This is a genomic window from Winogradskyella sediminis (genome assembly GCF_003387355.1).
GTDB classification, from domain to species: domain Bacteria; phylum Bacteroidota; class Bacteroidia; order Flavobacteriales; family Flavobacteriaceae; genus Winogradskyella; species Winogradskyella sediminis.
The window spans coordinates 686,296-700,723 of sequence record NZ_QUNH01000001.1; the positions used below are offsets into that span (position 1 = coordinate 686,296).

Annotated in this window: 12 protein-coding genes; 5 read left to right on the forward strand and 7 right to left on the reverse strand. The window is 32.6% G+C overall.

Features of this window, described 5'->3' with window-relative positions; genetic code table 11:
• Positions 1-701 precede the first annotated feature (701 nt).
• The 3 genes from rpiB to C8N41_RS02960 are packed head-to-tail and all read left to right on the forward strand — an operon-like array spanning position 702 to position 2,497.
• Positions 702-1,136 (forward strand): ribose 5-phosphate isomerase B, encoded by a 435-nt coding sequence (gene rpiB, locus C8N41_RS02950; RefSeq protein ID WP_115838158.1) that lies wholly within the window; start codon positions 702-704, stop codon positions 1,134-1,136.
• A complete protein-coding gene (locus tag C8N41_RS02955; RefSeq protein WP_092445851.1) occupies positions 1,137-2,054 on the forward strand; it encodes a cation diffusion facilitator family transporter in 918 nt (305 codons plus the stop codon).
• Positions 2,054-2,497, forward strand: coding sequence for a GNAT family N-acetyltransferase (locus C8N41_RS02960; protein ID WP_115838159.1), 444 nt, complete (start codon positions 2,054-2,056; stop codon positions 2,495-2,497). Before C8N41_RS02955 ends, C8N41_RS02960 begins: the two co-directional genes overlap by 1 nt.
• On the opposite strand, the gene C8N41_RS02965 is transcribed toward C8N41_RS02960, so the two are convergent.
• The 6 genes from C8N41_RS02965 to C8N41_RS02990 all read right to left on the reverse strand — a co-directional run bounded on the left by C8N41_RS02965 (position 2,498) and on the right by C8N41_RS02990 (position 9,999).
• Positions 2,498-3,331 (reverse strand): OmpA family protein, encoded by an 834-nt coding sequence (locus C8N41_RS02965; protein WP_092445847.1) that lies wholly within the window; start codon positions 3,329-3,331, stop codon positions 2,498-2,500.
• 64 nt (positions 3,332-3,395) lie between these two features.
• Complete coding sequence (locus C8N41_RS02970) at positions 3,396-5,030, reverse strand: S41 family peptidase (RefSeq protein ID WP_115838160.1); 1,635 nt, start codon at positions 5,028-5,030, stop codon at positions 3,396-3,398.
• A 7-nt stretch (positions 5,031-5,037) separates the two neighbouring features.
• Positions 5,038-5,484, reverse strand: a complete 447-nt coding sequence (rnpA, locus tag C8N41_RS02975; protein WP_394331433.1) for a ribonuclease P protein component — start codon at positions 5,482-5,484, stop codon at positions 5,038-5,040.
• Between the two features lie 42 nt (positions 5,485-5,526).
• Entirely contained in the window at positions 5,527-7,326 is a 1,800-nt protein-coding gene (locus C8N41_RS02980) for a M1 family metallopeptidase (protein ID WP_115838161.1), read from the reverse strand.
• 99 nt (positions 7,327-7,425) lie between these two features.
• Positions 7,426-9,024 (reverse strand): S8 family peptidase, encoded by a 1,599-nt coding sequence (locus C8N41_RS02985; protein WP_115838162.1) that lies wholly within the window; start codon positions 9,022-9,024, stop codon positions 7,426-7,428.
• Positions 9,025-9,138: 114 nt separating this feature from the next.
• Complete coding sequence (locus C8N41_RS02990) at positions 9,139-9,999, reverse strand: MBL fold metallo-hydrolase (protein ID WP_115838163.1); 861 nt, start codon at positions 9,997-9,999, stop codon at positions 9,139-9,141.
• A gap of 188 nt (positions 10,000-10,187) precedes the next feature.
• On the opposite strand from C8N41_RS02990, the gene C8N41_RS02995 reads away from it, so the two are divergent.
• Positions 10,188-10,520, forward strand: coding sequence for a DUF202 domain-containing protein (locus tag C8N41_RS02995; protein ID WP_249033229.1), 333 nt, complete (start codon positions 10,188-10,190; stop codon positions 10,518-10,520).
• A 132-nt stretch (positions 10,521-10,652) separates the two neighbouring features.
• Positions 10,653-12,500 (forward strand): cation:proton antiporter, encoded by a 1,848-nt coding sequence (locus C8N41_RS03000; protein ID WP_092445837.1) that lies wholly within the window; start codon positions 10,653-10,655, stop codon positions 12,498-12,500.
• 93 nt (positions 12,501-12,593) lie between these two features.
• Here the strand turns inward: C8N41_RS03000 and lepA are convergent, their stop codons facing one another.
• A complete protein-coding gene (gene lepA / locus C8N41_RS03005; RefSeq protein ID WP_092445835.1) occupies positions 12,594-14,390 on the reverse strand; it encodes a translation elongation factor 4 in 1,797 nt (598 codons plus the stop codon).
• Positions 14,391-14,428: the final 38 nt, after the last annotated feature.

Consider the following 14,428-nt stretch of genomic DNA (forward strand, 5'->3'; position numbering starts at 1 on the left):
ATCATATTCATTTCCTATAAGTGATAGGAATTCTTATTTAAAACTTAATAAAAGCGAAGAGAGGAGATTAAGTTTACTACAAAGTTACGGTTAAATTATTTAATAGTGTTTAGCTAAGGTTAAATTAATAAAAAACGATGTTATCAACATATATATACATATCATCTTTTTTCTTTTAAAATTTTAAAAAATAAATAGTGGTTATTATAGTCTGTTAATAGTGGCTATAACTTTTTGAAGTTTTATTTTGATTCTTCGTAGTTTACATTTTACAACATTTTAGTTAACATTAAATTTACATCTAATCGCTTCATTTCTAAGCTTCCTTAGAAAGCTATTAACATCTGTTAATAACGATTGTTAATAGAATTGACTCATATGTATTTTTAAAAATACTGTTGATTTCATAAAATTTTAGTTTGATAACTTATTTTAAAAAAATGGCTAACTAATTAGGATTTTAACTTTCTATTCTGGTTTGGAAAAATATGTGGATAATCCTAATTTTTATTTTCAAGAGTTGTGAACAGTTATTAACATTTAGTTATCATTAGAAGTGATACTTATTAACATCGTTTAATAACGTCAACTAAAAACGGACACATCAAAATTAAAACTTATGGATAAGTATAACATTATTAGTTATGCTTACTTATAATCAATTGTTAACTTTGAAGTTTAATAACAAAGACCACGCAATTATGACTATTTCAATAGGAAACGATCACGCAGGACCAGATTATAAATTTGCAATCGTTAAGCATTTAGAAGCCAATGGACATACCATTACTAATTATGGAACCGATAGTTTAGATAGCGTAGATTATCCAGATTTTGTACATCCAGTGGCTAAAGACGTAGAAGCTAAAAAAGTAGATTTTGGTATTCTTATATGTGGAAGCGCTAATGGTGTTGCTATGACAGCTAATAAGTATCAACATGTAAGAGCTGGAGTATGTTGGACAAACGAAATTACCGAATTAACACGTTTGCACAATAATGCTAATATTATTTGTATTCCGGCGCGTTTTACATCGATTCCACAAGCTATTAAAATGGTAGATACATTTTTAAATACTGAATTTGAAGGTGGTCGTCATCAAAACCGTGTGGATAAAATTCCAGCATCATGTTAAATGAGTCATTCCCATCTTCATAATCACGCTCATGATCATAAGGATTTAAAAGGCCAGAAACTGTTAATATCAATAGTATTAAATATTGTTATTACAGTAGCTCAGGTTATTGGTGGATTAGTTTCTGGAAGCTTATCATTATTAAGCGATGCTTTACATAATTTTAGCGATGTAATATCGTTAATTGTGAGTTATATAGCCTCACTATTAACAAAGCAAAAGGCTTCAATAAATAGAACCTTTGGGTATAAACGTGCAGAAATTTTAGCTGCTTTTATTAACGCAAGTACTTTAATTGTCGTTGCTGTATTATTAATTATTGAAGCTGTAAAGCGGTTTAAAACTCCCGAAGAAGTAGAATCTGGCTTAGTGATTTGGCTTTCTATTGTTGCGATTATAGGAAATGGTTTAAGTGTTCTATTATTAAGAAAAGACTCTAAAAATAATATTAATATGCGTTCGGCATATCTACACTTATTTACCGATATGTTAGCAAGCGTAGCTGTTTTAGTTGGTGGATTATTAATGAAATATTACCAAGTATTTTGGGTAGATAGTTTACTCACCTTATTAATTGCATTATATTTAATTTGGGTAGGTTACGATTTACTTAAAATATCTACAGGTATGTTAATGTTGTTTACTCCTACAAATATTAATATTAAAGACGTTGTAAGAGCGGTAAATAAATTACCTAAAGTTAATAAATTACACCATGTGCATATTTGGAATTTAAGTGACCATGAGTTGCATTTAGAAGCACACTTAGATTTAAAGGAAGATATTTCTACCACAGCATTTAATAGTTTACTTCTAGATATTGAAACGATTTTGCATGAAAAGTTTAATATAAATCATGTTACTATTCAACCAGAATTTAATAAAGAAGACCCGAAAGAGGTTATTGTACAAGATTAATGATACATATTACAACTAAAAAGTTTAATGCTTTAACTACACAAGAACTTTACAATATACTTCAATTACGAAGCGAAGTTTTTGTGGTTGAGCAAGATTGTGTTTATCAAGACATAGATGGTAAGGACCAAAAAGCACTACATATTTTTGGTTATAAGAATGATAAAATAGTAGCCTATACTCGTATTTTTAAAGCAGGCGATTATTTTAAAGAAGCTAGTATTGGCAGAGTAGTCGTGGCACAACAAGAGCGGAAATTTAAATATGGCTACGATATAATGAAAGCTTCTATAAATGCTATTAAAACGCATTATAATGATACCATTATTAGGATATCTGCACAAGTATATTTAAAACAGTTTTATAATAATCTAGGATTTATAGAAGATGGGGAAGACTATTTAGAAGATGGTATTCCTCATATTAATATGCTTAAATCCTAACTATTTCTCATAGATACGTGTTACTAGTATTTCTACACGTCTATCTAGTTCGGGCTTACCACCTAATGGTTGCTTTCTGCGCATGCCTACAAACTTCATACGGTAGTGTTTAACACCTTTATCTACTAAATAATCATAGATGTATTTGGCACGTGCTACAGATAGATTACGTTTTTTGGTTTTACGATCTATAGCATCTCGCTGACCTTGTGTACAACACACATGTCCTTCAATTGTAAAATAAACATTAGTACGCTCAACTAAAATTTCTGCAATTCTATCGAGTACAACTTTAGATTCTTTAGTTAAGTAACTATAACCAGTTCTAAACAATAAGTTGTCGAGTAAAATTTTATCTCCTTCTTTTAATTCTCCTTTTAATAAGTCTTCGGTGGTATTTACAACTGGCTTTTCTTCTACAGGTTTCGGTGGAAAAACAGGAGTTACAATGATTTCAACTTTACGGTTAAGTCCACGTATTTTGTTTAAATCATTTTCTTTAATAATATTGACTAAAATTTTACCTTTTCCATCCACATTAGTCATTTTAGTCTCATCAAACTCATTATTTGAAAAGACTTCTTTAATGGCATCCGCACGATTTTGTGATAAAACAAGATTATAATTATCACTTCCTCTATCATCTGTAAAGCCATAGATTGATACTTTTTCTATGTCAATATCTTCAATTTCTGATAAAAAAAGTAATAACCTACTATGCTCAGTTTCAGGAATAACATGCTGATCAGTTTCAAAATACACCTCGTGTTTCAATTCTTTTTGAGCAAAAGAAAGTTGAAAAATTAGGCATAAAAGGATAATTAGGGGTCTCATCTTAAATTATAATTTTCGCACTTATAGAAAATAAGTATGACGTTAAATATAAATAATTTTAACGCTATCTCAAAATACTCGCATACTGTGACGGGTTATTAAGAACGCTTAAGGCTTTTTTGATTTCTGCATTATTAGCAGTGTAATATGTATATAAACCTTCACTATAAAAATAGCGTTTTATAATCTCGTCTGTAAGCAGCGCTTTTAATTGGGTTTTATTATCGTCTATAGCATTTGTTTTATACGCTTGTAAAGCTTTAGTTAAGGCTTTATATTCCGAATCAATTTCTGTATCTAATGCTTCTTCTTTAGCAATGAGAATAGCATTGTGTAAAGCTGTTTCGGTTTTGGTTTCAAAATTAAAACCGCTAGATTTAATATAATTTTTAAACGCTCTAAAGTCAGCATCCGAAAGTGTAAAGCTCTTTAAATCTTCAATTTGATTATTGTAGTAATAATTTGTGGCAAAATTAAATACTAAATTTTCATTTGATATGGCTTTAGTAATGGTTGAGAGTTTAGAATATTCAACTTCTATATCTGGTTCTACTCCACCTCCATCAAATACGTTGCGTCCATTTCTGGTTTTAAAGGCATTATAATTTTCTTGTCGTGTTCTTGTAGCATTACCGTTTTCATCACGATTCCAATAATCTAGTGCCTGAATGCAGCGACCAGAAGGTGTATAATATCTAGAAATTGTGATTTTCATTTGTGTACCATAAGTTAAAGGTTTTGGTCTTTGTACCAATCCTTTTCCAAAGCTTCTGGTCCCAACAATTACAGCGCGATCCATGTCTTGTAATGCCCCAGATACAATTTCGCTTGCCGATGCACTTTTACCATCGATTAAAACAACTAAAGGAATTTCGGTATCTATTGCTTCACGTTGGGTATAATACGTTTTATTATATTTTTTTACTTTAGATTTTGTGGTGACAACCAACTGATCTTTAGGTACAAATATGTTGGTAACATTAACGGCTTCGTGCAATAAACCACCAGGATTTCCTCTTAAATCTAAAATTAATTGGGTTGCTCCCTGGTTTTTTAGTGCTTTAATAGCTCTAATCGTTTCTGAAGAGGCTTTATCATTAAACTTTCTCAGTACTACATAACCCGTTTTTTCATCGACCATAGAATAATGCGGTACGGCTTTAATTTCTAGCGATTCTCTAATAATTTTTACGGTATTGGTTTTTCCTTGTCGTTTATAAGTTACAGTAACTTCTGTACCTGCTGCGCCTTGTAATAAGTTGGCCGCATCATCTTTAAAATCGGCAACGCTTACCTTATCTACTTTTATAATTTCGTCGCCTGCTTTAAGTCCGGCTTTATCAGCAGCATAATTTTTATAAGGCTCAACAATAACCAATTTATCTTGTAAGGTTAATACTTTAGCACCAATCCCAGTATAATCGCCTGCATTGTTAATTCTAGAGGCTTCTACATCTTGTTCGTTATAAAATTGAGTATAGGGATCTAAATCGTCTAACATACTTTTTATAGCGGTGTCCATTAAATCACCAGGATTGGTATCATCCACATAATTCATATTAATTTCTTTAAATAGCATAGTAAAGATTTCAATTTGTTTTGCTATTTCAAAGAAGTCGTTTTTAAAAGCTGTGGTGCTAAAAAAAATAAGCACAGCTAAAACAGGGATAAATATTTTTTTTTGTAAACGTGTTTTCATGTGTTTATTATTCAGAAATTTTACAATCTGATGGTTTTTCTAAAGGTTCGTTTTTAGCTAAAAATTTTTTAAACAACAATTTAATGCTGTGATTTAGTTTATCAAAAGTTGTTCCATCTTTACTGAGGTATAAAATCATAAACGCATAAGATGCTGAACTATTGTTAAAGTAAAGCGGTTTATTAAGCCTATAAGCTTCACGTATTAAGCGTTTAATTTGATTCCTAGACACAGCCGTTTTATGCAAGCGTTTGCTTACGGATACACCTGTTTTAAGTTGCGAGCCATCTATAAAGGTGGTTTTAAGATATACCAACCTTAGCGGATAAGCGGTTACGGCTTTACCCTCTGTAAAAAGTTGCTCTATCAGCTTTTTACTTTTTAGTTTATCTTTTTTTGAATACTTAAAGTTCACTTTTTGTTCATCTAGTTTAACAAAAATAAAAAACCGCATCAACATGATGCGGTTTTGATTCATTTATATTGCGACTGTGACTTATTTTGTAAACACATTGTTAGTTCGGTCTACATCTGCCATCATTTGAGAACTATCAATTTCTACTGATTTTACAACCTTTTTTGCATCAAAAGAATAGGTAGGCATTGCCCAAGCCCAATCGTTAATAATGGTTGCTGAAGTCGGCTTTTCTCCGCGCATCATTTGCAATGGTATATAAAAATCTTCAGTAGTACCATCTGTATAGGTTACAGTAAGATCTATTGGCATGGGCATTAGACCTATGCGCTCTAAGGTAATTTTTTTACCATCAACCGAAGAGATACCGTAATCAATAGTATTTGTAGTTTGTGCAAAATCAGTAAAATACCAATCGAGTTCAAAATCTGTGATACGTTCTGCAGTTCTAATAATATCGAATGGTTTTGGATGTTTAAACTTAAAATCTTGATAATATTTTTTGATGGTTTTATCTAAATTAGCGTCACCAATAACATAACCTAATTGCGCTAAGAATACTGCACCTTTGCTATACGCAGCTGCTCCATACACCCTGTTTGAAGCGTAACGATCAGAATGCGTTGTTAAGGGTTGTTCTACTCCAGAATTAGCGAGCGCATAATAACCTCTATACGACCCAGAAAGTGGATTAGAATTTTTATTTCCGTTTAGTGAATGCATAGCTAAGTTAGAAATATAACTTGTAAAGCCTTCATCCATCCACTCGTGTTTAGATTCGTTAGAAGCTAACAAAAATTGAAACCAAGTGTGTGCTAACTCGTGTGCTGTAACACCTAATAAGCTACCGTATTTACGTTTACCGGTGATTAAAGTACTCATGGCATATTCCATACCTCCATCTCCACCTTGGATTACAGAATATTGATCGTAAGGATATTCTCCAATATGCTCATTAAAAAAGTCCATTAATAACGCTGTATCTGCTGGTAATTTTTTCCAATTATCTAAATACACTTTATCTAATGTACTCTTATAATAGAAGTGAAGGGTTGGTCCATTTGGCATTTGAAACGTATCGTGAATATAATCAGGATCAGCAGCCCAAGTAAAATCATGTACTTTAGGAGCTATAAAATGATACGTTTTTTTATCAGAAGTTTCAGTGGGTTCTCCTTGAAGATATCCTGTTCCGCCAACTACATAATCTTTGTCTATAGTTAATTTAACATCAAAATCACCCCAAACACCGTGAAACTCTCTTCCGATGTACGGATCTGCATGCCAACCTTCATCATCGTATTCTGCTAATTTTGGATACCATTGTGACATGGATAAGGCTACTCCTTCAGCATTATTTCTACCAGAACGACGAATTTGAACAGGTACTTGAGCATCAAAATCCATATTAAAAGTGATTTTTTCACCAGGTTGAATAGGCTTGTCTAATTGCACTTCTAAAACGGTACCGACAGTTTTATAAGAAACAGAAGTTCCATTTTGTAGTAAAGAATTAACCTTTATATAACCAATTTCATTGGGTTGAAGTTTACTTATACGATCTCCCACACGACGGTCTGGATCATCGATAGTACGAGAGCGTACATCCATTTCACTTCCTGGTTGAAAAGCATTAAAATACAAATGGTAGTATACGCGATTAAGCACATCTGGTGAGTTATTAGTGTATACCAATTTTTGAGTCCCTTTATATTGATAATTATTAACATCCATGTCTATTGCCATGGTATAATCCACGTGTTGTTGCCAATAGCCATTTGTTGCATTATTTGCTGAGTTAGTGCTTTTAAAAGCTTGTTCAGTAGATCCACAAGAGATTAAAATTAAAATAGAAAGAAGACCAAGAATAGAATGTTTCATACCAATTGTTTTTTTAATATAAAGACGTTATATGTAATTGGGTTACCTAGATATTCAACTAAATAACCCAATTATTGTAATGAAATCCAAAAAGGATTATTATAATTTTGAAGCCATAATTAAGGCGTTGTATGCATTAACAATTTTACCAGTTTTTGATAAATCTAAAAATGGTTTTACGTTAGAAGCATCTCCACCAACGACTACTTTTGTTGTTAATGGTAGTCCAGATTCTAAAATAACTTGTTTTACCTGAGCCGCAGTTAATTTAGGGTAATAAGAGCGTACTAAAGCTACTACACCAGCAACAGCAGGCGATGCCATAGAAGTTCCACTTATACTCTTATAGTCATTCTCTGGAAACGTTGAATAGATGGCAGATCCTGGTGCAAAAACATCTACATTTTGTTTTCCATAATTAGAAAACCCTGAAACAATTTTAGAACCGTATTTAGAGGTTAAAGAACCCACTCTAATATATGAATTTGAAACTTCAACGAAATCAACATTATCATCAGGAAAGTTAGGTTCTACATCAATATTTTCACTAGAATTCCCGGCAGCGTGTACAAATACTACATCATTATCCGAAGCGTATTTAATGGCATCTCTTACCCAATCAGCATGAGGAGAAAATGATTTACCAAAACTTCCATTGATTACCTTTGCTCCATTATCTACAGCATAACGAATCGCTAAAGCAACATCTTTATCGTATTCATCACCATTTGGTACAGCTCTTATAGACATAATTTCTACGTTATTTGCTACACCATTTGCACCAAGTCCGTTATTTCGTTCAGCAGCAATGATTCCTGCAACATGAGTTCCGTGAGACTCTGATTTTTTAACAGGCTTAACGTTTCCATTTCCATAACCGATATCAGATAAATCATTGATATCATCATTAGTAGTACGACCTGAGAAATCTGGATTTAAATTATAGTTTAAACGTTCGTTAAAGCTTTCTAATTGTCCACTAATTTCTGCACTAGCTTCTTCAAAAGTACCACCATTTGCATTGATGTTTTGTGCAATTTGAATGGCTTGGTTTAATGATTCATCTTCTGTTTTTATTGCCTTAACTTCTTCTATAGAATAGTCTTTTTTACCAAGGTGAGCGGCTAACAATTCATCGGCATTTTTAATAACGTTTAATATTTGCTCATAGCGAGTTTTAGCTCCCATATAAGTATCATATTCTTCTTTTTGCAAAGCTATAGCTTCATCATAACGTGGATTAGAAGTGTCTCCACTTGCTACCAAACGTACATATTCTAACTGTTCATCGTAACCGTCTCCTAAAAAATTCCAACCATGTACATCATCGATATAACCATTTTTATCGTCATCTATTCCGTTGTTTGGAATTTCGTCTTCATTGGTCCAAATTACGTTTCTTAAATCCTCGTGATCAATATCAATACCAGAGTCGATAACAGCAACAATAACTTTTTTACCTTTTTTATTCTTTATAATTTCATCATAAGCTTTATCAACACTCATACCAGGAATCGTATCTTTTACAAGATCTAAATGTCCCCAATGTTTTGCTTCGGCTTCCGTTAATTCTGTAACTTTTAAAGGAGCTGAATCTATATTTTCAATTGGAGTAGAAAGAATTTTTCCTGTGCTACATCCTAAGAATAGGGTTCCTGCAAACCCTAAATAAGCTATTACTCTGTAATTAAATTTCATGTTTTTATTTATTGTTTTTAATGGTTACATGTTCCATTCATATCTGTTTGCTTTTGGCTATCAAAAGTAAGATATGTTTGTTTCATGTCTTAATTTATAGTTGTTATTAAAATTTTAGTTAAAAAGGTCGTTTGTAGTAAAGGTTTCATTAAGTCTTACTCCTTTCTCCGTGTGTTTTACGGTTATAATTTCGTTATGTGCATCGTGTTCTAGAAATAAATAGAAATTGTTATCTGCAGCTTTATTTAAAAACAACTCTTTTTCGTCAAGCGTTAATAATGGTCTGGTATCATAACCCATTACAAAAGGAAGTGGTAAATGCCCTACTGTGGGTAATAAATCTGCCATAAAACAAATGGTTTTTCCTTTGTAATGAATCATCGGAATCATTTGTTTATCTGTATGTCCATTGGCAAAGAAAATATCAAAACCAAGTTCCGAATTTTTTAAAATACGATCATCAGGCACTGAAGTAAATTTTAACTGTCCACTGTCTTCCATTGGCAAAATATTTTCCTTCAAAAATGAAGCTACTTCACGCCTATTTGGTTCTGTTGCCCATTTCCAGTGGTCTGCATTACTCCAAAAGTGTGCATTTTTAAACGCAGGTTCGTAACCTGTTCGGTCTTTGTTCCATTGAATGCTGCCACCACAATGATCAAAATGCAGATGTGTCATAAAAACATCGGTAATATCATCTCTGTGAAATCCGTGAGATGCTAAAGATTTATCTATACTATCGTCTCCATAGAGAAAATAGTAACCGTAGAATTTTTCACTTTGTTTGTTACCCATTCCGGTATCTACCAGGATAAGACGATTTCCATCTTCAATTAACAAACAACGTGCTGCAATATCTATCATGTTATTGTTATCAGAAGGATTGGTGCGTTGCCATATAGATTTTGGTACAACACCAAACATTGCGCCTCCATCGAGTTTAAAGTTGCCAGATTGGATTGGATATAACTGCATTTTAGATTTTAATTTGTAAGTCTTGCAAATTACTAAAAGCTTTAAGACTAATTGTTGTTAGTCTTCATAAATTAGAGGATATTTAACAATTAAGCTTTGTATATTCTCTATTCTATTCTAAAAAATATTTACTTTTAGAAAGGTAAAATAAATTAGTAATGAAACGAATATCGAAGTCACCGTTAAAAATGAAGAAAATTAAACTCTTGCGTTTTGGTCGCGATTTTAAACCAGATCAGCAAGTTATTTTACGAGATTATTTAGCAATAGAGCGTACCAGATTGGCCAACGAGCGCACACTTTTATCTTATATTCGTTCGTCATTATATTTGCTACTAGGAGCCATTGCCTTATACCAATTAAAAGAGTTTGCTAATTTTAAGTACTTGGCACTGACAGCCATAGTATTTAGTGTGGTCTTTTTTGTTATAGGTATTTATAGATTTACTTTACTGAAAAAAAGTTTAAAACGTGTGTATTATAAATCTGAAGAAAAAGACGCAAACGACCAAGAGGGTTAATGTATTTTAATAAACACAAGGTAGCTAAGGTTTTAAAAAACGTCTTAAACCGTAATAAGATACATAAGAGTTGTGAAATTAAAGCCTTTTATAAAAAGAGAATTTAGTATTTTCACGCAAAAAGTATTTTAGATGTTAGAACTCGCAGGAATTATAATCCTTGGTATATTGGCACAGTGGGTGGCTTGGAAATTTAAAATTCCGGCTATTTTACCCTTGATATTAATAGGATTATTAGTTGGTCCTATTGCAGCAGAATTTTTAAGTGAAGATAAAACCAAATGGATAGAACCGATTTGGAATGGTACAAAAGGGTTATTTCCAGGTGATAGCTTATATTATTTTGTTTCCTTAGCTATAAGTATAATTTTATTTGAAGGTGGTCTCACCTTAAAGCGTGCTGAAATAAAAAATGTAGGCCCTGTAATTACCAAACTTATAACTGTAGGTTCTGCTATTACATTCTTTGGTGCTGGTATTGTTGCACATTACACATTTAATTTAAGTTGGGATTTATCGTTTCTTTTTGCGGGTCTTATCATTGTAACAGGACCAACAGTAATTACACCTATTTTACGAAACATTCCTCTTAAAAAAGATGTGTCAACGGTTTTAAAATGGGAAGGTATTCTCATAGATCCGATCGGAGCCTTAGTGGCCGTTTTGGTTTTTGAATTTATAAGTGTTGGTGGAGATAGTGGTTTTACTAAAACAGCCTTAATGGAATTTGGTAAAATTGTATTGTTTGGTACCACCTTTGGCTTCACGTTTGCACATGCCTTAGCTTTTGCTATAAATAAAAAATTAATTCCGCATTACTTATTAAATGTAGTCTCATTGTCAACAGTGTTACTAGTGTTTGTAGAATCTGAATTATTTGCGCACGAGTCTGGTTTATTAGCAGTTGTTGTTATGGGAATGGTTTTAGGAAATAGTAAACTAGATAACCTAAAGGAGTTGTTATATTTTAAAGAGTCGCTTAGCGTCTTGTTAATTTCTATTTTATTTATCCTTTTAGCGGCAAATATTGATATTGAAGATTTAATGTTACTCTACACTTGGAATACAGCTATTCTTTTTGCAATTGTTGTTTTTGTAGTAAGACCTATTGCCGTTTTTGCAAGTACTCAGGGTTCTAAATTAAACCTAAATGAAAAACTATTTATAAGTTGGGTAGGACCTCGTGGTATTGTTGCAGCAGGTATTGCGTCGCTTTTTGGTAGTAAGCTAATGCGACAAGGAGTAGAAGGTGCTGAATACATTACACCTTTAGTGTTTATGATTGTTTTAGGAACCGTTTTATTAAACGCCACCACAGCCCGTTTATTTGCAAGATTAGTAGGAGTATTTTTGAAAAAATCTAATGGAATATTAATTGTAGGAGCGTCTAAGCTCTCTCGTTTATTAGGACATTATTTAGTGAGTAACGGTAGGCACGTTGTGCTTATTGATAGTAATCAAAATAACATTGATAAGGCTGAAGAATTAGGACTTGAAGCCTTAAGTAGTAATATTTATGCCGATACGCTTTCCGATAACATTGAGTTAAATGATATCGGTTATATCATGGCTATGACTGGAAATTCGGATATTAACGCTTATGCCATTGAAAAATTCAGTAAAGAATTTGGTGAAAATGGGTCGTACCGACTAGTGACTTCAGATGAAATGAATCACCCTGAAAAAAGCCCAAAAGAAGGTTTATTTTCTCCAACTGATGATTATATCAATTTAATGGAGGTTACTCGTAAATATCCAGCAATCCAAGAAATTGAAATAGATAATAAAGAGCATTATGCTAGTCTTATGGAAATGGCGCGCAAGGATAAATATATGATACCATTATTTTTAAAAGATGATGAAGGAGAACTTCATATTATATCAGTACACAACAGAAAAGAGGATAAGATAGGCCAAGATTTTAAACTGGTGTACTTGGGAAAACCTTTTGATGTTGAAAAAGTAGCAAAAGAAGAGTAAAATAATCTGTACCTTTTAAACTAAAAAAGATTCCTGCTTATGTAGGAATCTTTTTTAATTTATAATAATATTAGTATGTAATTGTAAACACTGTTAATCGTTCAGTTTTAATACTGCCATAAATGCTTGTTGCGGTATTTCAACATTACCCACTTGGCGCATACGTTTTTTACCTTTTTTCTGCTTTTCAAGTAACTTACGTTTTCGAGAAATATCTCCACCATAACATTTGGCAGTAACATCTTTACGCAGTGCTTTTACCGTTTCTCTAGAAATAATTTTTGCTCCAATAGCAGCCTGGATCGGAATATCAAATTGTTGTCTCGGTATAAGTTCTTTTAACTTCTCACACATCTTTTTACCTATGTTATGTGCGTTATCTGCGTGTATTAATGCCGAAAGGGCATCCACAGGCTGAGAATTTAACAAAACGTCTAAACGTACAAGTTTAGAGACTTTCATTCCTATTGGATGGTAATCAAAAGAAGCATAACCTTTAGAAACAGTTTTTAAACGATCGTAAAAATCAAAAACAATTTCCGCTAAAGGCATTTCAAAAATCAACTCTACACGTTCTGTAGTTAAGTACGTTTGGTTAACAATCATACCACGTTTTTCTATACAAAGACTCATGACGTTACCAACAAAATCTGATTTTGTGATAATGGTCGCTTTTATAAAAGGCTCTTCAACTCTATTTACCGTTGTTGGCTCTGGTAAATCACTAGGATTGTTAACAATAAAAGCTTCATCAGGATTTTTATTGGTGTAGGCGTGGTAAGATACGTTGGGTACGGTTGTAATAACCGTCATATCAAATTCGCGCTCTAAACGTTCTTGGATAATTTCCATATGTAACATCCCTAAAAATCCACAACGGAAACCAAATCCTAAAGCTGCAGAACTTTCGGGCTGAAAGACTAATGAGGCATCATTAAGTTGTAATTTTTCCATGGAGTTTCGCAACTCTTCATAATCTTCGGTGTCTACAGGATAAATACCAGCAAAAACCATTGGTTTTACATCTTCAAATCCTTCAATGACGTTGGTTGTAGGATTAGCGAAATCGGTAATAGTATCACCTACTTTAACTTCTTTAGCCGTTTTTATTCCTGTAATTAAATAGCCTACATCACCAGCTTTTACACTTTGTTTTGGTACCTGATTAAGTTTTAATGTTCCAACTTCATCTGCAAAATACTCTTTATCGGTAGCAACGAATTTAATTTTTTGTCCTTTCTTAATTTCACCATTAAACACTCTAAAATAGGTTTCAATACCTCTAAAAGTATTGTAAACGGAATCAAAAATTAAAGCTTGTAATGGCTCATCTACATTTCCTTTTGGTGCAGGAATACGTTCTATTATGGCTTTTAAAATATTTTCGACACCAAAACCTGTTTTACCACTGGCATGGATAACTTCTTCTGGGTCACAGCCTAAGAGGTCAACAATATCGTCAGTAACTTCTTCTGGATTTGCACTTGGTAAATCTACTTTGTTTAAAACCGGAATTATTTCTAAATCATTTTCTAAAGCTAAGTACAGATTAGATATGGTTTGTGCTTGTATACTTTGAGCAGCATCCACAATTAATAAAGCACCTTCACATGCTGCAATAGATCTAGAAACCTCATAGGAAAAATCGACATGTCCAGGAGTGTCAATAAGGTTAAGTACAAATTTTTCGCCGTTAAGTTCATAATCCATTTGTATGGCGTGCGATTTAATGGTAATGCCACGTTCGCGTTCTAAGTCCATACTATCCAAAAGTTGTGCTTGTTGTTCGCGAGCGGTTACAGAACCTGTAAAATCTAATAAACGATCAGCTAAAGTACTTTTTCCGTGATCTATATGTGCAATAATGCAAAAGTTACGTATGTTTTTCATGTTTATTTTCTAAGGAAACAACTAATTGGCAAATATAA

What these genes read in the sequence shown, in the direction of transcription:
- rpiB (WP_115838158.1), top strand. Translation starts at nt 702, where the DNA reads ATGACTATTTCAATAGGAAACGATCACGCAGGACCAGATTATAAATTT.
- C8N41_RS02955 (WP_092445851.1), top strand. Translation starts at nt 1,137, where the DNA reads ATGAGTCATTCCCATCTTCATAATCACGCTCATGATCATAAGGATTTA.
- C8N41_RS02960 (WP_115838159.1), top strand. Translation starts at nt 2,054, where the DNA reads ATGATACATATTACAACTAAAAAGTTTAATGCTTTAACTACACAAGAA.
- C8N41_RS02965 (WP_092445847.1), bottom strand. Translation starts at nt 3,331, where the DNA reads ATGAGACCCCTAATTATCCTTTTATGCCTAATTTTTCAACTTTCTTTT.
- C8N41_RS02970 (WP_115838160.1), bottom strand. Translation starts at nt 5,030, where the DNA reads ATGAAAACACGTTTACAAAAAAAAATATTTATCCCTGTTTTAGCTGTG.
- rnpA (WP_394331433.1), bottom strand. Translation starts at nt 5,484, where the DNA reads ATGCGGTTTTTTATTTTTGTTAAACTAGATGAACAAAAAGTGAACTTT.
- C8N41_RS02980 (WP_115838161.1), bottom strand. Translation starts at nt 7,326, where the DNA reads ATGAAACATTCTATTCTTGGTCTTCTTTCTATTTTAATTTTAATCTCT.
- C8N41_RS02985 (WP_115838162.1), bottom strand. Translation starts at nt 9,024, where the DNA reads ATGAAATTTAATTACAGAGTAATAGCTTATTTAGGGTTTGCAGGAACC.
- C8N41_RS02990 (WP_115838163.1), bottom strand. Translation starts at nt 9,999, where the DNA reads ATGCAGTTATATCCAATCCAATCTGGCAACTTTAAACTCGATGGAGGC.
- C8N41_RS02995 (WP_249033229.1), top strand. Translation starts at nt 10,188, where the DNA reads ATGAAGAAAATTAAACTCTTGCGTTTTGGTCGCGATTTTAAACCAGAT.
- C8N41_RS03000 (WP_092445837.1), top strand. Translation starts at nt 10,653, where the DNA reads ATGTTAGAACTCGCAGGAATTATAATCCTTGGTATATTGGCACAGTGG.
- lepA (WP_092445835.1), bottom strand. Translation starts at nt 14,390, where the DNA reads ATGAAAAACATACGTAACTTTTGCATTATTGCACATATAGATCACGGA.